Raw genomic sequence first — 25,667 nt, forward strand, 5'->3', positions numbered from 1 at the left:
GGGGGGGGGGGGGGGGGGCGGGGGGGGGCCGCCCCCCCCCCCCCCCCCCCCCCCCCCCCCCCCCCCGCTCCCACAGTTTGATCTTCATCAGGTTTAGAGACTGCGCAGGCGCTTGCGCTGCAAGGTCTGGCTGGGCGATTCATCAAACAGCTTACGGTACTCCGCCGAAAACCGTCCCAAATGGGTAAAGCCCCAACCCAGGGCCATTTCGGAAATGGTCCGAGTAGACCCCTGCTCAAGGATTTCCTGACGCACCGCGCCCAACCGGTACTTCTTCAGGTACGCCATGGGCGACAGCGCAAAGTACTTGCGAAACGCATCGAACAGCTTGAACCGCGAGACGCCCGCAGCCGCTTCCAGGTCTTCCAGATGCACCGCTTCGCGAGCGTTGTCGTGGATGTACTGCCGCGCACGAATCAGGTAGTGCGGCAGCTTCACGCCCAGCACGTCGCGCAGCTCTTCTGAATAGTTATTCGGCTGGGCGAGGATCAAGCCTTTGATCAACGAGCTTTCCAGGTCACGCGTAAACGCCGCCTGCTCGTACAACTCGCTGCTGCGCTCAAGCTCGGCAATGAAATACCGCGCCATGCGCCACCACGACGCTGAAGCCCCCTCCACCGCGTCCATCACCGACTCGAAGCGCAGCGGTGCCTCAATCGGCCGTTGCAGCAAGCCTTCCAGGGATTCACTCATCGCCGCGCGTGTGATCACCACCTGCAATTTGCGGCAATCACCGGAGATCGCCAGCACCTGATGCTCGTTGGGCGAGAGGATCACGCCCTGGTCGCGATTGGAACTCAGCCGCTCGCCGTTCTTGCTCAATTCCTGCTCGCCCACCAACGGCAGGCTCAGGCTGTAGCTGCTGAAGTGCTCGGCGTCTTCGATGCCGATGGTCACGTCCGTGCCGTACTCGATCACGCCCAAGGTGGTAGCGCGGGACTTGAACACATTGGCGCTGTGGTGAAAGCGCAGGCGCTCCGGCGTCGACGTCGCCAGGCGGTGTGGCCCACAAATGCCGGACATCCAGCTGCGGGCGCCTTCCAGGTCGAAGCGTTGAATATGGATTTCGCGTGTATGGCTACTCATCAGGGTGCACCCACGGCGGTTAGGCGGTTGCGCGCTCTGGCGGCGCGTCGTTGACAATCGACAGCAAGTTCTACGCCACGCGCGCCGTAATGCAACGGGGTGGATAGCAACGGTCGACTATGTGGATAAGCCGCAGGTTTTTGCGACGTTTCCTTGGTATGACAGTAGCGCATCGCGTCACCTCGCTGCACCGAACTGGGTATTTGCTGCCCAACGATGCGCGCCCAACTATGCGGCCCATCTCTGCCCATTAAGCGGATAGCCCGCACCCTGCCGCGCTGCCTCTAATGAACCACCGATTAGCCCTATCAAAAAAGGTGCCTCCCATGAGTGGTGCAAGAAGCGTCGAGCAGTGGAAAACGTTTATCGAAAGCTGCCTGGATTTTCGCCCGGCGGACGCCGTGTTCCGCATCGCCCGGGACATGTTCACCGAGCCGCAACTGTTCGACCTGGAGATGGAACTGATCTTCGAAAAAAACTGGATCTACGCCTGCCACGAAAGCGAACTGGCCAATAACCACGACTTCGTGACGATGCGTGCCGGGCGCCAGCCGATGATCATCACCCGCGATGGCGAGGGCCAACTGAATGCGCTGATCAACGCCTGCCAGCACCGCGGCACCACGCTGACGCGCGTCGGCAAAGGCAACCAATCCACCTTTACTTGCCCGTTCCACGCCTGGTGCTACAAGAGCGACGGCCGGCTGGTGAAGGTCAAGGCGCCGGGGGAATACCCGGAAGGTTTCGACAAAGCCACGCGTGGCCTGAAGAAAGCCCGCATCGAAAGCTACAAGGGCTTTGTGTTTATCAGCCTGGACGTGAATGGCCGCGACAGCCTGGAGGACTTTCTCGGCGACGCCAAAGTGTTCTTCGACATGATGGTCGCGCAGTCGGCCACCGGTGAGCTGGAAGTGCTGCCGGGCAAATCCGCCTACACCTACGACGGCAACTGGAAACTGCAGAACGAAAACGGCCTGGACGGTTATCACGTCAGCACCGTGCACTACAACTACGTGGCCACGGTGCAGCATCGCCAGCAGGTGAACACCGAAAACGGCAGCGGCTCCGCCAGCACGCTGGACTACAGCAAACTCGGCGCGGGCGATGCCAACACCGACGACGGTTGGTTCGCCTTCAACAATGGCCACAGCCTGTTGTTCAGCGACATGCCCAACCCAAGTGTGCGTTCCGGCTACGCCACCATCATGCCGCGCCTGGTGCAAGAGCACGGCCAGCAGAAGGCCGAGTGGATGATGCACCGCCTGCGCAACCTGAACATCTACCCGAGCCTGTTCTTCCTCGACCAGATCAGCTCGCAGCTGCGCATTATTCGCCCGGTGGCGTGGAACAAGACCGAGATCATCAGCCAGTGCCTGGGGGTGAAGAACGAGTCGGATGCCGACCGCGAAAACCGTATCCGCCAGTTTGAGGACTTCTTCAACGTGTCCGGCATGGGCACACCCGATGACCTGGTGGAGTTTCGCGAAGCGCAGCGTGGTTTCCAGGGCCGCCTGGAACGCTGGAGCGATATCTCGCGCGGCAGCCACCGCTGGGAGACCGGGCCCACGCCGAACAGCGAAGCCATCGGCATCCAACCGGCGATGACCGGCACCGAGTTCACCCACGAAGGCCTGTACGTCAACCAGCACCGCAACTGGCAGCAGTTCCTGCTCAACGGCCTGGACAAACAAGCGCTGACACTGCGGGAGGTGAAGTGATGAATGCGCAATTGCAGTACCAGATCGAGCAGTTTTTCTATCGTAAATCCGAGCTGTGCGACGCCCAGGACTGGGACGCCTATGTGCAGCTGTTCGACCCGCAGAGTGAGTTCCACCTGCCGCAATGGGACTCGGAACACGTCTACACCCGCGACCCCAAGCGCGAGATGTCGTTGATCTATTACGCCAACCGTTCGGGCCTGGAAGACCGCGTGTTCCGCCTGCGCACCGGCAAGGCGGCATCGGCCACGCCAATGCCGCGCACCTTGCACCTGATCAATAACGTGCGGATTGCCGAGCAACCCGGCGGGCTGCTGGAAGTGAAGTTGAACTGGCACACGCTGTTTTATCGGCTGGCCATGTCGGAGCAGTTCTATGGCAGCGCCACCTACAGCCTCAAAGCCCATGGCGACAGCTGGCTGATCACCCGCAAGCACGCCCTGCTGCTCAACGACACCATCAATTCGGTGCTGGATTTTTATCACCTTTGACCATGCCTGGTGTGGCGAGCAGGCCCATTGTGGCCAGCGGACTTGTTGTGGCGAGCGGACTTGTTGTGGCGAGCGGACTTGTTGTGGCGAGCGGGCTTGCCCCGCGTTGGGCTGCGAAGCGGCCCCCATTAAAGTCACCGCATTTCTTCAGTCAAACCGCAGTGGCTGGACCAGGGGCCGCTTCGCGCCCCAACGCGGGGCAAGCCCGCTCGCCACAGCAGGCCTGCTCGCCACAAAAGCTCACTCGTCAGCCATCACATCAGATACGCGGAGTTATGCGGATGAATCACAAAGTAGCCTTCAGCTTTGCCGACGGCAAAACCCTGTTTTTCCCGGTGGGCGCCAACGAAATCCTGTTGGACGCGGCCCTGCGCAACGGCATCAAGATCCCGCTGGACTGCCGCGAAGGCGTGTGCGGCACCTGCCAGGGCCGTTGCGAGTCGGGCGACTACAGCCAGGATTATGTCGACGAGGAAGCGCTCTCCAGCCTCGACCTGCAGCAACGTAAAATGCTCAGCTGCCAGACGCGGGTTAAATCCGATGCAACGTTTTACTTCGATTTCGATTCGAGCCTGTGCAATGCGCCGGGGCCGGTGCAGGTGCGCGGCACGGTGAGCGCGGTGCAGTTGGTCTCGGCCAGCACGGCCATTTTGCACGTGCAGGTGGAGGCGCCGCTGGACTTCCTGCCGGGCCAATACGCCCGCCTGTCGGTGCCCGGCACCGACAGCTGGCGCTCGTACTCCTTCGCCAACCGGCCAGGCAATCAGTTGCAGTTTCTGGTGCGCCTGCTGCCCGATGGCGTCATGAGCAACTACCTGCGCGAGCGCTGCCAGGTCGGTGATGAAGTGCTGATGGAAGCACCGTTGGGCGCGTTTTACCTGCGGCATGTCACCCAGCCGCTGGTGCTGGTGGCCGGCGGCACCGGGTTGTCGGCGTTGCTGGGCATGCTCGATGAACTGGCGGCCAACGGTTGCGAGCAGCCGGTGCACCTGTACTACGGCGTACGTGGCGCCGAGGATTTGTGCGAAGCAACACGCATTGAAGCCTACGCGTCGAAACTCCCGGGGTTTCGCTACACCCAAGTGCTGAGTGACCCGTCGCCCGAGTGGCCCGGCAAGCGCGGTTACCTCACCGAGCATTTCGACCTGGCCGAATTGCGGGACCAATCGGCGGATATGTACGTGTGCGGCCCCCCTCCGATGGTCGAATCCATCCAACAATGGCTGCTGGATCAGGCACTTGTTGGCGTTCAGCTGTATTACGAAAAGTTTACGCAGAGTAATATCTGACCCCTCAGTACTTTGAGGGGCGGGTGCGGCGTGCAATCAACCCTGAGAAAAACAAGTAGAAGGGAATGTTAATGGCGGATGACATGGTTAACCCGGTAGGCCTCAAGCGTGGCCTGAAGAACCGGCATATTCAGCTGATTGCCTTGGGAGGGGCGATTGGCACGGGGTTGTTCCTCGGCTCGGCCGGGGTGCTCAAGTCGGCGGGCCCGTCGATGATCCTGGGGTACGCGATCGCCGGTTTCATCGCCTTCCTGATCATGCGCCAGCTCGGCGAGATGATCGTCGAAGAACCGGTGGCCGGCTCCTTCAGCCACTTCGCACACAAATACTGGGGCGGCTACGCAGGCTTTCTGGCCGGCTGGAACTACTGGGTGCTCTACGTGCTGGTGGGCATGGCCGAACTGACCGCCGTGGGCAAGTACATCCAGTTCTGGTGGCCGGAAATTCCGACCTGGGTCAGCGCGCTGGTGTTCTTTGTCGCGGTCAACCTGATCAACACCCTGAACGTGAAGTTCTTCGGTGAAGCCGAGTTCTGGTTCGCGATCATCAAGGTGGTGGCAATTGTCGGCATGATCGTGCTCGGCTGCTACCTGCTGTTCAGCGGCACCGGCGGCCCGCAAGCCTCAGTGAGCAACCTGTGGAGTCACGGCGGGTTCTTCCCCAATGGCGGCATGGGGCTGTTGATGTCGATGGCCTTTATCATGTTCTCGTTTGGTGGCCTGGAGCTGGTGGGCATTACCGCCGCCGAGGCCAGCGAGCCGCGCAAAGTGATCCCCAAAGCCATCAACCAAGTGGTGTACCGGATCCTGATTTTCTACGTCGGCGCCCTGACCGTCTTGCTGTCGCTGTACCCGTGGGACCAACTGCTGCAAACCCTCGGCGCGTCGGGCGATGCCTACAGCGGCAGCCCGTTTGTGCAGATCTTCTCGCTGATTGGTAACGACACCGCCGCGCACATCCTCAACTTCGTCGTGCTGACCGCGGCGCTGTCGGTGTACAACAGCGGCGTGTACTGCAACAGCCGCATGCTGTTCGGCCTGGCCGAGCAAGGCGACGCGCCAAAAGCGCTGATGAAGCTCAACAAACAAGGCGTGCCGCTGCGCGCCCTGGCGATTTCGGCACTGGTGACGATGCTGTGCGTGGTGGTCAACTACGTCGCGCCCAAGAGCGCCCTGGAGTTGTTGTTCGCACTGGTGGTTGCTTCGCTGATGATCAACTGGGCGCTGATCAGCATCACTCACATCAAGTTCCGCAAGGCCATGGGCGAGCAAGGCGTGACGCCGTCGTTCAAGACCTTCTGGTTCCCGTTCAGCAACTACCTGTGCCTGGCGTTCATGGTGATGATTGTCAGCGTGATGCTGGCGATCGATGGCATTCGTGAGTCGGTGTATGCGATGCCGGTGTGGGTGGGGATTATCTACATTGCCTACCGGATGCGAATCAAAAAAGGTAGCGCTTTAGCGAATGCACAGTGATCCCTGTGGGAGCCGGGCTTGCCCGCGACGGCGGTGGGTCAGACACCGGATGCAGTGGCTGACCCACTGCCATTGGGGGCAAGCCCCCTCCCACACTCGATTGCATTGGTCATGAAAAAGCCCCGGGATTCCGGGGCTTTTTTTATAGCGTGGAACGCACTCGCCACAACTCGGGAAACAGCACCGTGTCGAGCATCTTGCGCAAATACCCCACGCCCTCGGTGCCGCCCGTGCCGGGTTGAAAGCCGATGATCCGCTCAACCGTGGTCACATGCCTGAAGCGCCACTGGCGGAACGAATCCTCCAGGTCGATAAACTTTTCGGCCAACTGATACAAATCCCAATACCGGCTCGGGTCGCGATACACCTCACGCCAGGCCGCTTCCACCGATTCATCGTGAACCGTGGCCGCCGTCGGGTCGCGCTCGGCGCGTTTGGGGTCAATCGCCAAACCGGCTTTGGCCATCAGGTTGACCGCCTCGTCATACAGCGACGGCGTGGCAATCGCCACTTTCAACTCGTTCAACAACTGCGGCCGGTGCGCGTGAGGCCGCAACAGCGCCGCGCTTTTATTGCCGAGGATAAATTCGATCTCGCGGTACTGGAACGACTGGAACCCCGACGACTGCCCCAGAAACGGGCGAATCGCCTTGTATTCCGACGGCGTCATGGTCGCCAACACCGCCCAGGCGTGCACCAGTTGATCGAAGATCCGCGACACCCGCGCCAGCATCTTGAACGCCGGCGGCAACTCGCCCAGGCGCACGTGTTCGCGGGCAGCCTTGAGTTCGTGAAGCATCAGTTTCATCCACAGCTCGGACGTCTGGTGCTGGATGATAAAGAGCATTTCGTTGTGGTCGGGCGACAGCGGGTGCTGGGCGCTGAGGACCTTGCCCAGGTCCAGGTAGTCGCCGTAGCTCATGGACTCGGAAAAATTCAGCTCGGCGTTATGCCATTCTTCCGGGGGCTGGTAATCAGGTGAGAAGGGACATTGGCTCATCGCGTGGGCTCCTTGAGCGGGCGGAGGATGGCGCGCACCGGGCTCGCGTCCAGGTTGGCAAAGCGCAGCGGCAGCGCGATCAATTCGTAGTCGCCCTCCGGCACATCATCGAGCACGATGCCTTCGAGAATCGCCATGCCATGGCGGGCCACGGCGTTGTGCGAATCCATGGTCTTGGACTGTTGCGGGTCCAGGGACGGCGTATCGATACCGATCAGGCGCACGCCCAGGCTGGCGAGCAGCTCGATGGTTTGCGGCGCGATGGCGGTGAAGTTCGAATCCCATTCGGTCAGCGGCGCTTGTGGATAAGTACGCAGCAGCACGCGCTCGGGCAAGTTATCCACACGGCCTTCCAACTGATGCGGCTGCACCAGCGCGCCACTGCCCAGGCAATGCAACACCCGGCACGGGCCCATGTACACGTCCAGCGACACGTCGCCGATCGGCGCGCCGTCAGCGCTGTAATGCAGCGGCGCATCCACATGCGCGCCGGTGTGCGGCGAGAAAGTCACGCGGCCCACATTCACCGGGCACTCGGGGCCGAACTGCCACACGCGCTCTTCCTGAAACGGCGTATCGCCCGGCCAGGTCGGGGTCGCCGTGCTCAAGGGCGGGCTGATATCCCACCACGTTTTTATTGGGTTCATTTGAAGGCTCTCACTCGTTCTGGGGTGAATGATACGAGGGCCAGCTGTGCATTTTCTTGCTAATTCCAGCGCCAGACGGGAATTCTTTCGCAGTTACTGCGAGGAAATGGCGGATTGGCGCCCGAATATTTTGTCTGACCAAAGCAGCTCAAACACTGGAGATCCAATGTTGGAGCGGGCTTGCTCGCGAAGGCGGTGTGCCAGTCAATACAGGTGCGGGCTGACCCACCGCTTTCGCGAGCAAGCCCGCTCCCACAGGGACTGCATGAGCCAGAGCAATCGCATTCGCCTGCGCTTCTGGGCATCCCGATGTCGAGTTCAGACCACTGGCACAACGCCCGAGGCCTTAGGGTGCATCTTTCCCTTCCCTGCCTCGGAGCCATCATGTCCAAGCCCATCACCGTACTGCGCGACACCCACCCACTGCCGGTCCTGGATGCCTGCAAATGGGAAAAACTCGAAGGCGACCCGCACACCGTCAACCTCAACGCCTACACCAGCGAAGACGGCAGCAAAATCATGGGCACCTGGATCTGCACACCGGGCAAGTGGTACGTGGAATACGTGAAGTGGGAATACTGCCATTTCCAGGAAGGCTACTGCGTGATCACCCCAGAAGGCCTGGAGCCGATTCACTTGCGGGCTGGGGATATCTTTGTGGTGGAGCCGGGGATGAAGGGCACGTGGGAAGTGGTAGAGACGGTGCGTAAGTATTTTGTGTTTGCCTGAGCGATTGAACCCGGACTACTTCTTCCTTGTGGCGAGCGGGCTTGCCCCGCGTTGGGCTGCGTAGCGGCCCCTGGTCCAGGCACTGCGGTTTGGCTGGGAAAATGCGTTGACTTTATTGGGGCTGCTGCGCAGCCCAACGCGGGGCAAGCCCGCTCGCCACAACAAACCCGCCAGCCACAACTAGCCCGTTGGCCATAACAAGTCCGCCTGCCAAAACAAGCCCGTTTACCATAGAAAGCCCGCTTGCTAAGGCAAGCGGGCTCGGCATTCTACTGGGGCTTGCGATAGCTGTTGATGATCGCCGAGAAGTCCTTGCCGCCTTCCCCGCGCTGGCTCATCGATTGATACAACTGCTGGGCCACAGCGCCCAGAACCACCGGTTGTTTGGCTTGGCGCGCGGCTTCGGTGGCCAGGCCCAGGTCCTTGAGCATCAGGTCGGCACCAAAGCCGCCGGTGTAACCCCGCGACGACGGCGCGGTTTCAATCACGCCCGGCCAGGGGTTGTAGGTGTCGGAACTCCAGCAGCGCCCGGTGGAGCTGTTGATAATCCCGGCCAGCACTTGGGTGTCGATGCCCAGCGCGTCGCCCAGGGCCATGGCTTCGCTGACGCCGACCATGCTGATCCCGAGCAGCAGGTTGTTGCAGATTTTGGCGATCTGGCCGGTGCCTACATCGCCGCAATGCACGATGTTGCGGCCCATCTGCGCCAGCACCGGTTGCAGGGTGGCGAACAGCTCCGGGGTGGCGCCGACCATGAAGGTCAGCGTGCCCGCGCTGGCGCCGCCGGTGCCGCCGGAGACAGGCGCGTCGGCCATCACCACGCCTTGCTTGGCCGCCGCTGCAGCGACATCGCGCGCAGTTTGCGGGTCGATGGTGCTGCAATCCACCGCCGGTACGCCTTTGCCGATGCCGGCCAAAACCCCGTCTTCATTCAGCCACACGCTGCGCACATGGGCCGCCGCCGGCAGCATGGTAATCACCAGCTCAGCGCCTTGGGCTGCGTTACGCGGCGAGTCGCTGATGCTGCCGCCCAGCTCGGCGAGTTCCTTGAGCACGGTCTGGTTCAGGTCGAACAGGTTCAGCGCGTGGCCGGCCTTGATCAGGTTGCGGGCCATGGGCGCGCCCATGTTGCCCAAGCCGATAAATGCAATTTTCATGGTCGTCTCCCGAATCAGCGCAGGTTGATGGTGGTGTTGACGCCATCATTGACCGTGTCGTCGTCGAACCAGCGGCTCGTGACGGTTTTGGTCTGGGTGTAGAACTGCACCACTTGCTTGCCGTACGGGCCGAGGTCGCCGAGCTTGGAGCCACGCGAACCGGTGAAGCTGAAGAACGGCACTGGCACCGGAATCGGAATGTTGATGCCGACCTGGCCTACATCGATTTCGCTCTGGAACTTACGCGCCGCCGCCCCACTTTGGGTGAACAGGCCGGTGCCGTTACCGAACGGGTTGGCGTTGACCAGCGCAATGGCTTCATCCAGCGTGGCAACTTCGAGCACCACCAGCACCGGGCCGAAGATTTCCTGGGTGTAGATCTGCATGTCCGTGGTCACGCCCGAGAACAGGGTCGGGCCCACAAAGTTGCCTTGCTCGAAGCCCGGCACCTTGATGTCGCGACCGTCCAGCTCCAGCTTGGCGCCTTCTTTCACGCCGCTTTCGATCAGTTCCAGGATGCGCGCCTTGGCGCGTTTGGAAATCACCGGGCCAACATCCGTACCGGCTTCGCTGCCGGCATTAACCTTGAGCTTTTGCGCCAGCGCCTTGAGATCCGGCAGCCATTGCTTGGCCGCGCCCACCAGCACCACCACTGAGGTGGCCATGCAACGCTGGCCCGCTGCGCCAAAACCAGCACCGACCAAGGCATTCAGGGTGTGTTCGCGGTTGGCGTCCGGCAGCACCACGGCGTGGTTCTTGGCGCCCATCATCGACTGCACGCGCTTGCCGTGTTTACCAGCCAGGTCGTACACATGAGTGCCGACGGCGGTCGAGCCGACAAAGGACACGGCCTTGATGTCTTTATGGGTGCACAGCGCATCCACCACATCCTTGCCGCCGTGTACCACGTTGAGCACGCCAGCGGGCACACCGGCTTCCAGCGCCAGCTCCACCAGCAACATGGTCGACAGCGGGTCTTGCTCGGACGGCTTGAGTACAAAGGTGTTACCACAGGCAATCGCCATCGGGAACATCCACAGCGGAATCATCGCCGGGAAGTTGAACGGGGTAATACCGGCGCACACACCGATAGGTTGGCGCAGTGTGTAGGTGTCGACGCCACCGGCGACGTTTTCGGCGAATTCGCCCATCTGCAACGTGCCAATGGAGCACGCGTGCTCGACCACTTCCAGGCCGCGGAAAATATCGCCTTCGGCATCGGCAATGGTCTTACCTTGCTCGGCACTTAGGACTACAGCGATGCGTTTGGAATGTTCACGGATCAAGGCCTGCAGCTTGAGCATGATGCGCATGCGCGCGCCGATCGGCGTCAGCTTCCAGGTCTGGAAGGCTTGATGGGCAGCGTCGATGGCCGCGTTGACTTCATCGGCGGTCGCGAAAGGGACTTTGGCCAGCACTTGCTGGGTGGCCGGGTTAACGATGTCTTGCCAATGGGTGGTCTTGGACTCGACCCATTCACCGTTGATCAGCAACTTGACCTGTTGCACGGAAATGTCGGCAGAAGCGTTCATGTGGTCTCCAATCTTGTAGTTATGCAGAGACAAGGCGCGTGAATCGCCTTGGGAATGAGGCGTTCGGACTGTTTTTGGAGTATAGATGTGCAAATCTCTAATAAGAACGCACATAAAAGCCGGTCCAATATGCAAAAAAACATCACGTCCTTGGGCTCCCTGAACTGGGATGACCTGAAGTTTTTCCTCGAAGTGGCCCGCACCCGCAAGGCCAGCGTCGCCGCCAAGCGCCTGGCGGTGGACTACACCACCGTGTCGCGGCGCATCAGCTCGTTGGAAGTGTCGCTTGGCACGCTGCTGTTCGAAAAATCCCGGACCAACGGCTTCGTGCTCACCGCCGAAGGCCAGCGTTTGCTGGGTTACGCGGAGTCCATCGAAAGCACGCTGCACATGGCTTGCGAGCAGGTGTCCGGCTCCGGCGTGGCGCTGTCCGGCCATGTGCGCATGGGCTGCACCGAGGGTTTCGGCAGTTTTTTCGTTACGCCGCAGCTCAGCCATTTCGTCGACACCTACCCCGCGATCTCGGTCGACATCCTGCCCCTGCCCCACTTCATCAGCCTGTCCAAGCGCGAAGCCGACATCGTCATCGCCCTGGAACGCCCGGAACACGGGCCGTATGTGTGCTGCAAGCTGTGCGACTACAAACTGCAGCTGTACGCGACCCAGGATTACCTCGACCAACACCCGCCCATCCAGCGGCCGGCGGATTTGGCTGAGCACCCGTTTATCAGTTATGTGGATGACTTGGCGTTCAGCTCGGAGCTGTTGTACCTAGCGAATGTAGTGCCCGGCGCCAGCGCGAGTTTGCGCAGCACCAGCGTGATCGCACAGTACGTGGCCGCGCAGCAGGGGCGGTCGATGGCGATATTGCCGTGCTTTTTGGCCGCGCAGGACCCGCGGCTGTTGCCAGTGTTGGGGGAGCAGATTTCGATCACGCGGCAGTTCTGGATGTATTGCCGGGAGGATTTGCGCAAGTTGAAGCGGATTACGTTGTTGTGGGATTACATCCGAGAGGTGACGGAGCAGAACACCGGGTTGTTGATGGGGGAAACGCGGGAGATAAGGTTCGCGGATTAAAGAGCCATCAATGACGATTCGCTTTAATTTGCAGGACGTTTCCTAGAGACTCTCTAGCCCATTGCGCCTTACTGTTTGGGTCACTAGCCTCCCTGGGTCGCTGCACATCAGCGATCGGGTTTAGCGATCCGGGTTTCAGGCGTGACATTGCCCCGATAGCATTAGCTGGCGCTCGCCAGCTTTTAGCGTTTTATGGCGGCTGTGTGCGGGAGACTTCCGAGTCTACCCGGGATGCGCTCTGGCCCGGATCGCTAACCTGCACACAGCTGCCACCCTCTTCATGTTTAGCGATGTGATGTGGCGGCTCTACTTCAGCAGAGAGCAATCGTCATGAGCAAAATCGTCCCCGACCCACCGCTTTCCTCCATCACCACCCTCGGCGTCGTCACCTTCGGCGATTACGGCGAAAACCAAAAACCCCTGTTCCGCGTCAACGCCGGCATGCCAATTGAGCAAGCCCTGGAACACGCATCCACCTTGCTTTTTTACTCTAAGAAACTCGCGATGGAAGCCGCCATGGACGTGCGCGGCGAGCAATACGCATGGGCCGCGCATTACCTGTGTGAGATGGGCAAGGCCGTGGTGGATGACCTGACGCAGGCGATGACGCCGGGCAGTTAAGCGAACACTGCGGCATAAAGGTGGGAGCAGGCTTGCTCGCGAAGGCGGTGGGCCAGCCAACACATCATTGCCTGAACGACCGCCATCGCGGGCAAGCCCACTCCCACATTTTTGAACTGTGGCGGGTGGGAAATTTTGCGTCAGGCACAAATCAGTGTGGGAGCTGGCTTGCCTGCGATGGCGGTGGGTCAGCCAGATTATCTGCGGCTGATACACCGCATTCGCGAGCAAGCCCGCTCCCACAGTTGGGACTGTGGCGGGTGGAAATTTTTGTGTCAGGCACAAATCAGTGTGGGAGCTGGCTTGCCTGCGATGGCGGTGGGTCAGTCAGATTATTTGCTGCTGATACACCGCATTCGCGGGCAAGCCCACTCCCACATTTTTGAACTGTGGCGGGTGGGAATTTTGCGTCAGGCACAAATCAGTGTGGGAGCTGGCTTGCCTGCGATGGCGGTGGGTCAGTCAGATTATCTGCGGCTGATACACCGCATTCGCGGGCAAGCCCGCTCCCACAGTTGGGACTGTGGCGGGTGGGAAATTTTGCGCCAGGCACCAATTAATGTGGGAGCTGGCTTGCCTGCGATGGCGGTGGGTCAGCCAGATTAATTGCTGCTGATGCACCGCCATCGCGGGCAAGCCCGCTCCCACAGTTAGGACTGTGGCGGGTGGGAAGTTTTGCGTCAGGCACCAATTAATGTGGGAGCTGGCTTGCCTGCGATGGCGGTGGGTCAGTCAGATTATTTGCTGCTGATACACCGGCATCGCGGGCAAGCCCGCTCCCACATTTGGGACTGTGTCGGTCGGGAAATTTTGCGTCAGGCACAAATCAGTGTGGGAGCTGGCTTGCCTGCGATGGCGGTGGGTCAGTCAGATTATCTGCGGCTGATACACCGCATTCGCGAGCAAGCCCGCTCCCACAGTTGGGACTGTGTAGGTCGGGAAATTTTGCGTCAGGCACAAATCAGTGTGGGAGCTGGCTTGCCTGCGATGGCGGTGGGTCAGTCAGCTTAATTACTGCTGATACACCGCTATCGCCGGCAAGCCCGCTCCCACAGTTTGATGGCATTTCAGATTGAGAGAGGTGAACCCGCTCAGTCCGCGATCACCACAATCGACACGCGCCGGTTTTCGGTGCGGCCCGCTACCGTGGTGTTCGGCGCCACCGGCTCGCTGCTGCCCAAACCGCGCAGTTGGATGTTTTCTTCCTTCATGCCCACACCGGTCAGCACGTTGCCCACGCTTTTTGCGCGGCGCAGGGACAGTTGCTGGTTGTAGGTTTCTTTGCCAGAGGCGTCGGTGTGGCCGTCGACGCGTACGCGGTCGATGCCGGCGCCGACCAGGGCTTTGCCGATGCGTTCGACGATGTCGGTGCTGGCTTTGTTGAGGCTTTCAACGTCGCTGCCAAACAGCACTTTGCCCGAGAGGCCAAACGCCCATCCTTCGTCAGTCAGTTCAAAACCCTGCTGTTTGAGGACTGCGATTTGCGCCGGTGTCAGGCCTTTGGGTGGGGCCGTCTGGCAGCCGCCAAGGGCAAGGAATGCCACCAGTAACGTGATAAACATGAAACGCGCGGTCGAGAACAAGGGATCAACTCCTGTCGGTAACGTTTGCGGCGGTGGGCTCCGAATCCGCCGTTTGCTGGCCGCCCTGGGACAAGCGTTTGGCCTGGTACATCGCCGCATCGGCGGCATTGAGCAAGGTGCCGGGAGTGGCGCCATGATCGGGGTAGATGGCAATGCCGATACTGAGGGAGGTCAACACCTCGGTGTTGCCGGGCACCGGGATCGGCGTGTCCATGCTGGCAATGATCTTGTCGGCGATACGCTGAGCATCCTCCGCTTTATGCAATGGCGCCAGCAGCACCGCGAACTCATCACCGCCCAGGCGCGCCACCAGGTCATCTTCACGCAACTGCGCGCGCACCCGCTCGGCGACGGCCACCAGCACCGCATCGCCGGCGGCGTGGCCGAAGTTGTCATTGATGTCTTTGAAACGGTCGCTGTCGAGAAACAACACGGCGACCCGTTCATTGACCTTGGCGGCGCTGCGCAGCGCGCGGATCAGCCGGCCTTCGAAATACGCGCGGTTGGGCAAGCCGGTCAGGCTGTCGTGGCTGGCCTGGTGAGCGAGGGTTTCGTTTTCACTTTGCAGGTGGCTTTGCCAGGCTTCCATCTCGCCGAGCAGGGCGTTGAAGTCGCTGCCCAGGTTGTCGAGTTCGGCGATCTGCGCCGGTGGCACGCGTCGGTCAAAGTCTCGCTCGCTGCGGGCGGCGTGGGCCACCGCGGCCAGGCTTTGCAACGGTTTGGTGATGCCTTGCAGCAGGCGCCGCGCCAAGTACAACGCCACCCAGGCGCTGAGGGCGGTGCAAATCACGATGCCGGCCAGGCCGCTGAGCAGAAAGCGCAGCAGGCTACCGCCGTGGCCGACCACGTGAATGCTGCCCACGGTTTGCCCCTGGTGCAGGATCGGCTGGCTGATGGGCTGTTCGAGCAAGGCATGCGCCAGCGCCAGTTCGACCTCGGACAGCATGCCGGTTTCCGGCCGCTCCCATTGCGCCAGCAGCTTGCCGCTGGCATCGAAGACTTCGGCCTGGGCCACTTCTTCGGTGGAGGCAATCAGGCTGAGTGCTTCAGTGGCGGCGGCGCTGTCGTTGAACACCACCGCCGCTTCCACGGTGTAATTGATCGAGCGCGCGATCAGGTGCAGGTTGTGCTCGGCATACACGCGCAGCGCCAGCACGCCGAGCAGGGTCAAGGACACACTGGCCAGGGTCACGGCCACCAACGCCAGGATCAAATGCCCACGGCCGATGACGGAGCGCAAGGTCGGCCGCGCTTTCGGGGTTCTCATGACGCAGGCGCTCGACGGCGGGACAACTGCAACACGCTGGGGTGAATGCGCACGCCGCTGCGGGCGACGGAGTCCAGGTTGACCTCAAATGACACTTGCTCATCGCCCACGCGCAGGCAGAACAGGCTGCCCACGGTGCATTGGTCGCCGCCTTCGCTGATGCTCAGCACCGGGTGGCCGATCAGTGAGGTAAACAACCGCGAGCGTTCATCGGCGCTGAGTTTGCCGATGTACACGGCGTCGCAGGCACTGACGATATCAGGATGATCGGCGAGCAAACGCTGCACCACCACCGGACGGCCGGTCGCCTGGGTGGTGCCTTTGACCAGATCGTCGGTGTATTGGGTGGGGCCGACGATGCACAAGCGCAGTTGCGCAGGCTCCACCGGCCAGCGTGCATAGCTGAGGATGCCGAGCACCACTTGCGTCACCGCCTGGGCGCGCTGGTCCGCCGGACCGGGGGCCTGGGCAAATGCTCGCGGGGCGAGCACGCACAGAAGTGCCACCAGTAACATGCGTCTCCAGCTCAAACTGCGCTCTGTGGGCGAGACAGCCACGTTCATGCAGCGATTCTCTTCAGTTTTTTCAGGGTGATGCCGCAACGATAGCACAGCGGCGGAAGGCCCCGCGAAGCCGGGCCTTCGCGAAGTCCGCTATTTTTTCAGAAAATTCAGACGACTGAATCAGAAATATTTAATGACCAATCAGTCAGTTTCTCCAGCCGGTACGTCCAATTCCAGCATCAACCCGCTCAAACGCTTGACCTTGCGCCGCACGGCTTCTTCAAACACGCCGCCACGCGGTTCGATCAGGCTGAACCAGCGCTTGGCGCGGGTGATACCGGTGTAGATCAGTTCTTTGGTCAGCACCGGGTTCAGCGCATCCGGCAGGATCAGCGCGGTGTGGGTAAATTCTGAGCCCTGGGACTTGTGCACGGTCATGGCGTACACGGTTTCCACATCGTTCAGACGGCTGGGCAGTACAAAACGCACACCGCCTTGGCCGTCGTTACGTGGGAAAGCCACGCGCAGCACGTGGGGGCCGCCATCGCTTTCGGGCAGTTTGAGCGCGATGCCGATGTCGCCGTTCATCAGGCCCAGGCCGTAATCGTTTCGGGTCATCAGCACCGGGCGGCCTTCGTACCATTGCTCGTCCCCCTCGATCAGCCGCACTTTGCGCAAGGCCGCGGTGATGCGCAGGTTCAGCCCTTCTACGCCCCACGGGCCTTTGCGCACAGCGCAGAGCAACTGGAAGGCGTCGAAGGCTTGCAACAGTTGCTGCGCCCAGTGCGTCCAGGCGAGGTCTTCGCGCGGGGTGTCGAGGGCCGGGCGCGCGCTTTGCAGCAAGTTGAGGTAATAACGATAGCCCTGGGCGTCGCCGCCCTGCCCGTCCAATATCAGCCGCTCGAGGGCGTGGTCATGCTCGCCCTTGAGGCTGAGGCAGAACAGGTCATCGTGGCTGCGCGCGGCGAGCAGTTGGCGCGCCTCTTCGGCGTTTTGCTGGTTGACCCAGCGTGCCAATTGGCCGATGCCGCTGCCTTCACCAAAACGTCGCGAATAGCGCAGCATCACCACTTGCTGGGCCAGCGGATGGCTGCCGTCGAGGTCTTCTTGCAGGCCGCTGGCATTCAGGTCTTCGCCGCTGACCGCTTGCAGCCATTGGCGCGTGGCGGGGCTGTACCAGCCGGCTTCGGCGTCGCGGCATAAATCGCCCAGTACGGCGCCGGCCTCGACCGAGGCAAGTTGGTCCTTGTCGCCCAGCAATACCAAGCGCGCGTGGGGCGGCAAGGCGTCCAGCAAGTTGGCCATCATTTCCAGGTCGATCATCGAGGCTTCGTCCACCACCAGCACGTCCAGCGGCAATGGGTTGCCAAGGTGATGGCGGAAGTGCCGCGTGCCCGGGCGACTGCCCAGCAAGCGGTGAACGGTGGTGACCTCTGTCGGAATTTTTTCCCGCACCCTGTCGGGCACGGTCAACGACTGCACTTGCTGGCTGATGGATTCGGTAAGGCGTGCGGCAGCTTTGCCGGTGGGCGCAGCCAGGCGGATGCGCAACGGGCTGCCGGCTTCCACGGCCGGCGCCTGCAACAGCGCGAGCAGGCGCACCACGGTGGTGGTCTTGCCGGTGCCGGGGCCGCCGGTGACGATGCTGAAGGCACCGCGCGTGGCCAGGGCACAGGCGAGCTTTTGCCAGTCGATCACGCCGTCGGGCGGCGGTTGGTTGAAGAGGCTGTTGAGGCGTTGCGGCAAATCGGCGGCGACGCTTTCCTGGGTGGCCAGGCGCAGGCGCAAGGCTGTGTCGATGCGCCGTTCGTAGGTCCAGTAGCGGCGCAGGTAAAGGCGTTTGCCGGACAAGACCAACGGGCGGCTCTGCGCGGCTTCGCTGCCATCAACCGCCAGGGCGACCAATTGGCTGGCCGCCAGCGCGTTACACCAGTGGGCACCGTCGAGGCCGTCGAGCAACTGCGACGGCAGCAGCATTGCGCCGGTTTGCAGGTCGCCTTCGGGCGGCAGCGACAGGGCGAAATCCGGCGCCTTGAGGGTTTCGAACAGGTCGAGGCACACATGACCATGGCCCAACTGGTGGCTGGTTAACGCCGCGGCCAGCAACACCAGAGGGTCGGCCTGCGGATCAAGTTCGTGCAGGAAGCCGACAAACGCCTTGTCCAACGCGCGCAGCCAGCCCCGGTCAACCCAGCGTTCGAGCAGTTGCAGCAGGTCGGCGGCGCGGTTGAGCGGCATCAGCGCCTCAAGCGGTAGCGGCGACAGGCTCATAGCAGCACTCCTTGTTCCCAGGCGGGCTCAACCTTGGGCGGTATGGGTTTGCCCTGGAACAACGCGTCCAAGCCTTCGATCAGTTCACGTGGCGGCCGGGTGAAATACGCGCCTTTGCTCACCGACTCAGTGCCGCGCAGGAACACGTAAAGCGCACCGCCGACGTGGCGGTCGTAGTCATACTCGGGCAGGCGCGCCTTCAGCTGGCGGTGCAGGGCCAGCAGGTAAAGCACGTATTGCAGGTCGTACCGATGCTCGAGGATGGACTGTTCCATGGCCTCTAAGGTGTAGGCCGAATCGTCAGGGCCGAGCCAATTGGACTTGTAGTCGGCCACGTAGTAGCGGCCGTCGTGTTCGAAGGTCAGGTCGATAAAGCCTTTGAACATGCCGTTGAGCAGCACCGGTTCGGCGGCGACGCGGGACACGCCGTTGTGGGTGTACTGGCACACCAGTTTGTCGAGGGCCAGCACGTCGACTTTGTGGCTGGCGAACCAGAACTCCATCTCGATCTGATACTGCTGCAGGCTGCTCAGGGTGACCTGATCGTTATCCACCGGCAGCGGCGTTTGCAGCAGGTGGCCGAGCCAAGCGCTGAGGGTGACGATCCAGCCTTCCCAATTGCGCCGGTTACAGCGCGCGCCCACGGCTTTTTCGATGGCCTCGGGGGTGACGTTGAAACCCTCCTCGCCCGCCCATTCCAACAAGCCATGAAGGAAGGTGCCAGGGTTTGGTCCGCGTGGGAAACGGTGTATGTCGCCACCAGACGCCGCCACTTCACGCGGTGCGTCGGGGTCGAGACGCTCGTCGTCAAACAGCTTCTGGGCTTGTGGGCTTTCCGGAGCTTCGAGGGGCGCGGCGCTCATGCTGTCGCCGATGCGCAATGCGCTGTAAGAGGCGATCCACCAGTTTTCGGCGGCCTTGCGCTTGGGCAGCAACGGCGCGAGCAACGTGGCTGCGTTGCGCGGCGGGTGGAACAGCGTGTCTTGCGCGTCCGGGACATGGGCGTAGTGGATCGCGGCGCAGCCTTGCTGCAAATCCAGCAGCCAGCGCGCCAGGCCGGCCGACTCGCCCAGCGACGCACCGGCGCCGAGCAGATAGCCCAGCGCCGACAGATGCAGGACCGAGCTGCTGTTATTGCCGCGCTTGAGGTCGGCAATGCCCAGCCAGCACGCATGTTTGGCCCGCGTGAGCGCGACGTAGAACAAACGCAGGTCTTCGGCGAGGCGCTCATCATCGGCCTGAGCAATCAACTCGGCGGTGGGCCGCAGGCTGACGTGCGATTTGCCCTGTTCGTCGTGGTAATGCAGCGGCAGGCGGCTGCCATCCACGGGCTTGGCCGAGCAGATGAACGGCAGGAAGACCAGGTCGTATTCCAGGCCTTTGGATTTATGGATGGTCACTACCTTGACCAATTGCTCATCGCTTTCCAGGCGCAGAATCTGCTCTTCACCGGCCTGGCCTGAAAGTGCCAGGTGTTCAGCCAAATGACGGATCAGCGCTTGCTCGCCGTCCAGCTCTGACGCGGCCTGCTGCAACAGTTCGCTAAGGTGCAGCAGGTTGGTCAGCACACGTTCGCCGTCGCTGCGCGCGATGAGGGTTTGCGGCAGTTTGAAGTCATGCAGCAGGCGCCGCAGCATCGGCAGCACGCCTTGGGTGCGCCAGATCGCGCGGTAGCCACGGAACTGCATCACGCGGGTTTCCCACGCCAGTTCGTCCTGATTCAGACGCTCCAGTTCCGGCAGTGACAGGTTCAAGGTGACGCAGGCCAGCGCGGCACGCAGCGGGCGCTCGACGTCGGGCTCTGCGCAGGCCTTGAGCCAGGCGAGCAGGTCGTGGGCTTCCTGGGCGGCGAAGACCGAGTCTTTGTCAGACAGGTACACGCTGCGCACGCCCCGAGCGGCCAATTCGGCGCGCACGGCTTGGGCTTCCTTGCCGTCACGTACCAGGATGGCGATGTCTGACGGAAGTACGCCGTTGAAGCTGGAGTCCGCCTGTAGGAAACCGGCGGTACCTTGCTGCCCGCCATTGAGCAACGCGACGATTTGCGTGGCGCAGGCAGCCGCCAGTTGCTGGCGATACACCGCGTTGGAAATCGGCTGATCGGTGGGCAGGTGCCAGAGGTTCATTGCCGGCAACGTGTGGCCATCGACTTGCAGTTGCTCCCTGCGGCCCTGGGACAGCACCGAGTGGAATGGCACCGGGTTGTCGCCATTCGGCTCGCGGAACAGGAAAGCCCCCCGGCCGCTTTCGGCGCGCTGGAACACGTGGTTCACCGCCTCGACCATTGCGTGGCTGGAGCGGAAGTTGGTGCCCAAGGTGTGGTGGCGGCCGGTGGTGGACTGACGGGCGCGCAGGTAGGTGTAGATGTCGGCGCCACGAAAGGCATAGATCGCCTGCTTGGGGTCGCCGATCAGGAACAGGCCGCTGTCGAGGTGGTTTTCTTCGATGCGGTAAATGCTGTCGAAGATGCTGTATTGCACCGGGTCGGTGTCCTGGAATTCGTCGATCAACGCCACCGGGAATTGCTCGCGGATCACACTGGCAAGACGCTCGCCCCCGTCGGCCTGCAGGGCGGCGTTGAGACGGATCAGCATGTCGTCGAAGCCCATTTCGGCGCGACGGCGTTTTTCTTCTTCGAAGCGTTTACCCACCCAGCCGGCGGCGTGTTGCAGCACGGCAGCGTCGGGTGTTGGCAACGCGTCGAGGCTGGCTTTGAGAGTGGCCATGGCGTCGATGCCGGGGTGACTCGGCGGCTCGCCCTTCCAGGCTTCGGCCATGCCGTCGGGCGTCAGGCGCGTAAAGCCGGTGCCGATGTCCAGTTGTTCGAGGGTTTCGTCAGCCGCCCAGGCACTGATTTTTTCAAACCAGGGCTCGAAGTAACGCGCCTGCATCTTGCGGCCGTCGACGGCTTTCGCGGCCACGGCTTGCAGGCAGATATCACGCAGTTCGGCCGCCCATTGCTGCCACGGCGCCTTGAGGCTTACCAAGGCTTCGCGGCGCTCTTGCAGGCAAGCGTTGATCAGCTCGGCGGGCTCACGGCTTTCGCCAGTGGGCCGTTCGCTGCCGAACAGCGCACGCACGCGGGGCATCAGGGCGACGGGGCCGCTCCAGTTTTTGCGTACCCAGTTAAGTGCGTCGTCGTGCATCGGGTAGCAAAACAGCCGCCAGTAGTCACGCAGCACTTCGCCGAGCAGGTCGCTGTGGTCGGTTTCCAGGGTTTGGGTGAACAGGCTGCCGCTGTCGAACGCGTGCTCGCGCAGCATGCGCTGGCACCAACTGTGGATGGTCGAGACGGCGGCCTCGTCCATCCATTGCGCGGCGATGTCCAAGCGATTGGCGCAGGCGGGCCATTGTTCGGGAAGGTATTGGTCGCGCAGGTCGGCGATCAATGCATCCGGCTGCTCGATTTCGGCGCGGAAGAACCGTGCGGCTTCAGCCAGGCGAATGCGGATGCGTTCGCGCAGCTCTTTGGTGGCGGCGTCGGTGAAGGTCACCACCAGAATTTGCGGCGGCAGTAACTCGCGGCCAAAGCCGGCTTCGTCACCGCCGTGGCCAAGCACCAGGCGCAGGTACAGCGCGGAAATGGTGAAGGTCTTGCCGGTGCCGGCGCTGGCTTCAATCAGCTGGCTGCCTTTTAGCGGGAAGGCCAGGGCTAAAGGTTGACCCATCATGCGCTGGCCTCCTCACTGCTGAGCGATCGCCAGGGTGCGTTGAGCAATGGGCGATACAGGGTTTCGGCCCAGCCTTCGAACGCTTCGCTGGCGATGAGCGTGGCGAAGTCGGGGAATTGGCGGGTGAGTGCAGGGGTTTCGCGGCGCTCACCGTCGGTGGTCAAGCCGTCGCCTTCATAGGCTTTGCTCGCGGCGGCCAGGGCTTTGGCGGGATCGGTTTGGCCGAGCCAGGCGAAGGCGGTTTTGACGGCTACCGGGAGCGGTTTGCGCATGCCGGTGTGCCAGGCCAGCAGCAGGTTGCCAAGGATTTCCCGGGCATTGGATTGATCCAGCGGGGCGAGTAACAAGGTGTCGTCACTCGCCACCAAACCGGTGCTGAGTGGCAGGCGGCAGGCGCACGCCACCACGTGATTGACCCATGGGCGAATCAGACGGTGCCATTTACGCGTTTTGATCGAACCGATGCTGTTGGGGATGGTGGTCACGCTGAGCAAGCCGCCATCACTGCGTCGGTGCAGGCCGCTGATCCAGCCTTCCAACTGGATGCCTTGATGCTCAAAACTGATCGGCTCGGCGGTGGTTTGTGGCGTGGGCCACAGTGCCAATAAGTGTTGGTAGCGTTGCAGCAAATCGGGCAACGGCTCGATCAGTTCGTTACGCAGGCACTCGCCGAAACCCACCATGGGCAGCAGGCCGCTGCCTTGCAGACGCAGGGCCTGGGCGTTGAGTGCTTGATCCACGTGATCGGGCTGGGTCAGTGCGGCGTTCAGCAGGCTGTCGCTGAGGCTGTAGCGTTGCAGCGCGTCGAGCACGAAGGGTTCTTCATCGGCGAGCGGTACTTCGGCGGCTTCGAAAAACACTTTCAGACGTTGACTGAAGAAATGTTTGACCGGGTTGCGCAGGAAATCCTGCAACTGGCCGAGGCTCAGGGGTTCTTCTTGTTGGTGCTCTGCCAGTTCGTGTTCTTTAACTGGAACGTCGGCGGCCTCGTGAAGCAACTGCCACTCGCGGGCGTAGCTGAAGAGCGCGTCGCCTTCATGGAAATAGCGCGCACTGAAGGGTTGGAGCGGGTGTTCCTGGGTCATTGCTTCCAGCAGTTCTTGCTGGTGTGCGTTATGCCAGCCGCTGGCGATATGGTCACGCAGTTGGCCGATCAGTACCGAGGCTGGCCGGTCGCTGTTGTCGCGGATGCTGCGGCCGACCCAACTGATGTAGAGCTGGTCGCGGGCGGACAGCAGGGCTTCGAGCAGCAGGTAGCGATCGTCCTCGCGGCGTGAACGGTCGCCGGGGCGGTAGTCGCTGCCCATCAGGTCGAAGTCCAACGGCGGTTGCGCGCGCGGGTAGTCGCCGTCGTTCATGCCGAGCAGGCAGACGAGTTTGAACGGGATGGCGCGCATGGGCATCAGGGTGCAAAAATTGACAGCTCCGGCAAGGAAGCGCTGGGACAGGCGACCCTGGTCCAGGCCGGCCAACCAGGCCTCGCGGACTACGGTGAGGGGTAACTCGTCCTGCAGGCCGACGGACTCGCAGGTTTCCAGCCATTCTTCTCTCAGTTGTTCGAGTTGGCCTAAGAGGTAGTCGTCGTGTTCGCTGCTGGGCAGGAAGAAGAGTTGCATCAGGCGTTGCAGGCGTTCACCCCACTCGCGGGGCGCTGCCGGTTGGGACAAGGCCTGATGGGCGTCGTTTAGCGCATCGAGCAAGGAGACCAACGGGCCGATCAGGGCCGCGTCGAGGCCGCCGATTTCATCGTAGGGTTCGATGCCGTCGCAGGCGACGCCGGTGCCGACGGCGTAACCCAACAGCATGCGGCGCAGGCCGAATCTCCAGCTGTTTTGTTCCAGCTCATGCGGCAGGCCGAGCCCGGCGCGTTGCTCGGCATTGAGGCCCCAACGGATGCCGGCCCCTTCGATCCAGCGGTGCAGCGTCGGCAGGTCGCGCTCCTTGATGGCAAAACGTTCACGCAAGGCGGGAACGTCGAGCAGGTCGAGGATTTCGCTGACGGGGAAGCGGCTGTCCGGGAGTTTGAGCAGGTGTTCGACGGCGATCAGCAGAGGGTCGCGGCCACGTTGGCCTTGGTCGGTAAGGGTGAACGGAATGAAGCGTGGGTCGCTTCGCTCAAGTTGGCCAAACACGGCGCGAATGTGCGGCGCGTAGCTGTCAACGTCAGGGACCATGACGATGATGTCGCGCGGGCGCAGCGTCGGGTCGGCACTGAAACGTTGGAGCAATTGGTCGTGGAGAATTTCCACTTCGCGTTGTGCGCTGTGGGCGATGTGGAAGCGGATGGAGCTGTCGTTATCTAGATCGACGGCCGGCCATAGCTCGCGCGTTTCGTTGAGTGGGCGCAGTTCGAGGATGTCGTCCTGCAATTGGTTGAGCAGCGTGGTGGGTTCGCTGTCGCTGAACAGGTCGATGCGACCATCACGGAAGGCGGCGCGGTAGCTGTTGGGGTCGTCGTAACTGTCCAGCAGGCTGATGTAATCACGGCCCTGTTTGCCCCAAGCGGCCAGCAGCGGATGGGCGTGCTGGTGCAGGGTTTGTGGATCGATGGTGACCGGCATGCCAGCTTTGCGTGCCTGGCGTTTGTATTCATTACGCAGCAGGTCCTTGTCGGCAACGATGTCGGACCAGTGATGACGGCAAGGGTTGTGCACGCAGAGCAGGACTTGGCTGAACCTCGCTAAACCGGCGAGCGCCTCAAGGGCTTGCGCAGGCAGTGAGGAAATGCCGAAAACGATCACTCGGGATGGTAAGCCTGCGGGCGCCTGTTCAAGGGTATTGATGCGTTCAATAAAGCGCTGGTGCACACCGGCGCGGCTTTCGGCCATGCCTTCTTCACCGACATCGACCAGCAATGCACGCCACAATTCGGCCTGCCAGCAGTTTGCGGGATTAAGGGGCTTGGATTCGCCTCGCCCGTTGCGCAATTGGTGGCGGCCAGCAGCCCAGTCTTCCAGCCAGTCGGCACGGTAGACCTGGTATTGGTCGAACAGGTCGGCCAGACGTTCAGCCAGTTGATAGCGTTTGCGCAGGTCGGTGTCGTGGGTAAGGAAGCGCTGCAGCGGCTCGAAGTGCGGTTGATCGATGAGTTCAGGGAGCAGGCGCATCAGGCGCCACGTCAGAGGTGCTTTATCGAGCAGGGACTTGGGCGGGATTTCGTCACGGCCCAGGACCATGCGATAGAGCTGCCACATGAAGCTGCCGGGCAGTTGCACGTCGATTGCCGCAGCGATGCCGCAGCCACCCATGTCGTCGTCTTCCGGGTCTTCGGCCAGGGCTAACTTGAGCCATTGGGCGATGCCGTTGCTTTGTACCAGGGCGATTTCGTTTTCCAAGGGCGCGAGCGGATAGCGGCGCATCCAGCTGACTACCAGGCTGCGCAACTCATCCAGGCGGTTGCCGTGAACCACCATGAATCCAGCGCTGAGGGACGTCGCATCCGGCATAACGGCTTCCTTGGGAAAAGCAAAATCGAGGCAGCGACTTTAGCATTGAAGGCGGCCGCAGGCTGCAAGTGAGGCAGGCCGACTGAACGGGGGTGACTGGAATG

The 25,667-nt window shown here is 61.9% G+C and carries 18 protein-coding genes; 7 read left to right on the plus strand and 11 right to left on the minus strand.

The window, feature by feature from the left end; all coding sequences use genetic code 11:
* Window positions 1-93: 93 nt before the first annotated feature.
* Window positions 94-1,086, minus strand: coding sequence for an AraC family transcriptional regulator (locus tag NTD89_RS18160; protein ID WP_145164368.1), 993 nt, complete (start codon window positions 1,084-1,086; stop codon window positions 94-96).
* Between the two features lie 326 nt (window positions 1,087-1,412).
* Between NTD89_RS18160 and antA the strand changes: the two genes are divergently transcribed.
* The 4 genes from antA to NTD89_RS18180 all read left to right on the plus strand — a co-directional run bounded on the left by antA (window position 1,413) and on the right by NTD89_RS18180 (window position 6,059).
* Window positions 1,413-2,804 carry an anthranilate 1,2-dioxygenase large subunit gene (antA, locus tag NTD89_RS18165; RefSeq protein ID WP_262208898.1) on the plus strand — a complete coding sequence of 464 codons (1,392 nt, stop codon included), beginning with the start codon at window positions 1,413-1,415 and terminating at the stop codon, window positions 2,802-2,804.
* Window positions 2,804-3,295, plus strand: coding sequence for an anthranilate 1,2-dioxygenase small subunit (gene antB, locus NTD89_RS18170; RefSeq protein ID WP_124418464.1), 492 nt, complete (start codon window positions 2,804-2,806; stop codon window positions 3,293-3,295). Before antA ends, antB begins: the two co-directional genes overlap by 1 nt.
* 281 nt (window positions 3,296-3,576) lie before the next feature.
* Window positions 3,577-4,584, plus strand: a complete 1,008-nt coding sequence (gene antC, locus NTD89_RS18175) for an anthranilate 1,2-dioxygenase electron transfer component AntC (RefSeq protein WP_262208899.1) — start codon at window positions 3,577-3,579, stop codon at window positions 4,582-4,584.
* 71 nt (window positions 4,585-4,655) lie between these two features.
* The gene (locus NTD89_RS18180) at window positions 4,656-6,059 is read left to right on the plus strand and encodes an amino acid permease (RefSeq protein ID WP_262208900.1); all 1,404 of its coding nucleotides are present in this window, start codon (window positions 4,656-4,658) and stop codon (window positions 6,057-6,059) included.
* Window positions 6,060-6,201: 142 nt separating this feature from the next.
* Here NTD89_RS18180 and kynA read toward each other — a convergent pair whose 3' ends face one another.
* Window positions 6,202-7,059: a tryptophan 2,3-dioxygenase gene (kynA, locus tag NTD89_RS18185; protein WP_242201155.1), complete on the minus strand. Its 858-nt coding sequence runs from the start codon at window positions 7,057-7,059 to the stop codon at window positions 6,202-6,204.
* The gene (kynB, locus tag NTD89_RS18190; protein WP_262208901.1) at window positions 7,056-7,706 is read right to left on the minus strand and encodes an arylformamidase; all 651 of its coding nucleotides are present in this window, start codon (window positions 7,704-7,706) and stop codon (window positions 7,056-7,058) included. The genes kynA and kynB overlap by 4 nt, the downstream gene beginning before the upstream one ends.
* Window positions 7,707-8,090: 384 nt before the next feature.
* Here kynB and NTD89_RS18195 point away from each other — a divergent pair, with 384 nt between their 5' ends.
* Window positions 8,091-8,435 (plus strand): cupin domain-containing protein, encoded by a 345-nt coding sequence (locus tag NTD89_RS18195; RefSeq protein ID WP_010566207.1) that lies wholly within the window; start codon window positions 8,091-8,093, stop codon window positions 8,433-8,435.
* A gap of 269 nt (window positions 8,436-8,704) precedes the next feature.
* On the opposite strand, the gene mmsB is transcribed toward NTD89_RS18195, so the two are convergent.
* Window positions 8,705-9,592 (minus strand): 3-hydroxyisobutyrate dehydrogenase, encoded by an 888-nt coding sequence (gene mmsB / locus NTD89_RS18200; protein WP_262208903.1) that lies wholly within the window; start codon window positions 9,590-9,592, stop codon window positions 8,705-8,707.
* A 14-nt stretch (window positions 9,593-9,606) separates the two neighbouring features.
* A complete protein-coding gene (locus NTD89_RS18205; protein WP_083356770.1) occupies window positions 9,607-11,124 on the minus strand; it encodes a CoA-acylating methylmalonate-semialdehyde dehydrogenase in 1,518 nt (505 codons plus the stop codon).
* A gap of 129 nt (window positions 11,125-11,253) precedes the next feature.
* Between NTD89_RS18205 and NTD89_RS18210 the strand changes: the two genes are divergently transcribed.
* Both NTD89_RS18210 and NTD89_RS18215 read left to right on the plus strand, forming a co-directional pair.
* Window positions 11,254-12,201 carry a LysR family transcriptional regulator gene (locus NTD89_RS18210; RefSeq protein ID WP_145164387.1) on the plus strand — a complete coding sequence of 316 codons (948 nt, stop codon included), beginning with the start codon at window positions 11,254-11,256 and terminating at the stop codon, window positions 12,199-12,201.
* A gap of 330 nt (window positions 12,202-12,531) precedes the next feature.
* On the plus strand, window positions 12,532-12,822 hold the full coding sequence (locus NTD89_RS18215; protein ID WP_145164389.1) for a DUF3077 domain-containing protein: 291 nt from the start codon (window positions 12,532-12,534) through the stop codon (window positions 12,820-12,822).
* A gap of 1,091 nt (window positions 12,823-13,913) precedes the next feature.
* Here NTD89_RS18215 and NTD89_RS18220 read toward each other — a convergent pair.
* The 6 genes from NTD89_RS18220 to recC form a co-directional block, all read right to left on the minus strand.
* Entirely contained in the window at window positions 13,914-14,405 is a 492-nt protein-coding gene (locus tag NTD89_RS18220; protein ID WP_145164391.1) for an OmpA family protein, read from the minus strand.
* A gap of 4 nt (window positions 14,406-14,409) precedes the next feature.
* The gene (locus tag NTD89_RS18225) at window positions 14,410-15,672 is read right to left on the minus strand and encodes a diguanylate cyclase domain-containing protein (protein WP_145164393.1); all 1,263 of its coding nucleotides are present in this window, start codon (window positions 15,670-15,672) and stop codon (window positions 14,410-14,412) included.
* On the minus strand, window positions 15,669-16,235 hold the full coding sequence (locus tag NTD89_RS18230) for a YfiR family protein (protein ID WP_106578168.1): 567 nt from the start codon (window positions 16,233-16,235) through the stop codon (window positions 15,669-15,671). The genes NTD89_RS18225 and NTD89_RS18230 overlap by 4 nt, the downstream gene beginning before the upstream one ends.
* Before the next feature lie 141 nt (window positions 16,236-16,376).
* Complete coding sequence (gene recD / locus NTD89_RS18235) at window positions 16,377-18,446, minus strand: exodeoxyribonuclease V subunit alpha (protein WP_262208905.1); 2,070 nt, start codon at window positions 18,444-18,446, stop codon at window positions 16,377-16,379.
* Window positions 18,443-22,117: an exodeoxyribonuclease V subunit beta gene (gene recB / locus NTD89_RS18240; RefSeq protein ID WP_262208906.1), complete on the minus strand. Its 3,675-nt coding sequence runs from the start codon at window positions 22,115-22,117 to the stop codon at window positions 18,443-18,445. The genes recD and recB overlap by 4 nt, the downstream gene beginning before the upstream one ends.
* The gene (gene recC / locus NTD89_RS18245) at window positions 22,114-25,563 is read right to left on the minus strand and encodes an exodeoxyribonuclease V subunit gamma (RefSeq protein WP_262208907.1); all 3,450 of its coding nucleotides are present in this window, start codon (window positions 25,561-25,563) and stop codon (window positions 22,114-22,116) included. Before recC ends, recB begins: the two co-directional genes overlap by 4 nt.
* Between the last annotated feature and the right edge of the window lie 104 nt (window positions 25,564-25,667).

Source organism: Pseudomonas sp. 14P_5.3_Bac1, from assembly GCF_025466135.1.
Taxonomy (GTDB): Bacteria; Pseudomonadota; Gammaproteobacteria; order Pseudomonadales; family Pseudomonadaceae; genus Aquipseudomonas.

Excerpts from the sequence above, each read along its gene's own strand:
- NTD89_RS18160 (WP_145164368.1), bottom strand. The coding sequence starts at position 1,086 with ATGAGTAGCCATACACGCGAAATCCATATTCAACGCTTCGACCTGGAA.
- antA (WP_262208898.1), top strand. The coding sequence starts at position 1,413 with ATGAGTGGTGCAAGAAGCGTCGAGCAGTGGAAAACGTTTATCGAAAGC.
- antB (WP_124418464.1), top strand. The coding sequence starts at position 2,804 with ATGAATGCGCAATTGCAGTACCAGATCGAGCAGTTTTTCTATCGTAAA.
- antC (WP_262208899.1), top strand. The coding sequence starts at position 3,577 with ATGAATCACAAAGTAGCCTTCAGCTTTGCCGACGGCAAAACCCTGTTT.
- NTD89_RS18180 (WP_262208900.1), top strand. The coding sequence starts at position 4,656 with ATGGCGGATGACATGGTTAACCCGGTAGGCCTCAAGCGTGGCCTGAAG.
- kynA (WP_242201155.1), bottom strand. The coding sequence starts at position 7,059 with ATGAGCCAATGTCCCTTCTCACCTGATTACCAGCCCCCGGAAGAATGG.
- kynB (WP_262208901.1), bottom strand. The coding sequence starts at position 7,706 with ATGAACCCAATAAAAACGTGGTGGGATATCAGCCCGCCCTTGAGCACG.
- NTD89_RS18195 (WP_010566207.1), top strand. The coding sequence starts at position 8,091 with ATGTCCAAGCCCATCACCGTACTGCGCGACACCCACCCACTGCCGGTC.
- mmsB (WP_262208903.1), bottom strand. The coding sequence starts at position 9,592 with ATGAAAATTGCATTTATCGGCTTGGGCAACATGGGCGCGCCCATGGCC.
- NTD89_RS18205 (WP_083356770.1), bottom strand. The coding sequence starts at position 11,124 with ATGAACGCTTCTGCCGACATTTCCGTGCAACAGGTCAAGTTGCTGATC.
- NTD89_RS18210 (WP_145164387.1), top strand. The coding sequence starts at position 11,254 with ATGCAAAAAAACATCACGTCCTTGGGCTCCCTGAACTGGGATGACCTG.
- NTD89_RS18215 (WP_145164389.1), top strand. The coding sequence starts at position 12,532 with ATGAGCAAAATCGTCCCCGACCCACCGCTTTCCTCCATCACCACCCTC.
- NTD89_RS18225 (WP_145164393.1), bottom strand. The coding sequence starts at position 15,672 with ATGAGAACCCCGAAAGCGCGGCCGACCTTGCGCTCCGTCATCGGCCGT.
- NTD89_RS18230 (WP_106578168.1), bottom strand. The coding sequence starts at position 16,235 with ATGAACGTGGCTGTCTCGCCCACAGAGCGCAGTTTGAGCTGGAGACGC.
- recD (WP_262208905.1), bottom strand. The coding sequence starts at position 18,446 with ATGAGCCTGTCGCCGCTACCGCTTGAGGCGCTGATGCCGCTCAACCGC.
- recB (WP_262208906.1), bottom strand. The coding sequence starts at position 22,117 with ATGATGGGTCAACCTTTAGCCCTGGCCTTCCCGCTAAAAGGCAGCCAG.
- recC (WP_262208907.1), bottom strand. The coding sequence starts at position 25,563 with ATGCCGGATGCGACGTCCCTCAGCGCTGGATTCATGGTGGTTCACGGC.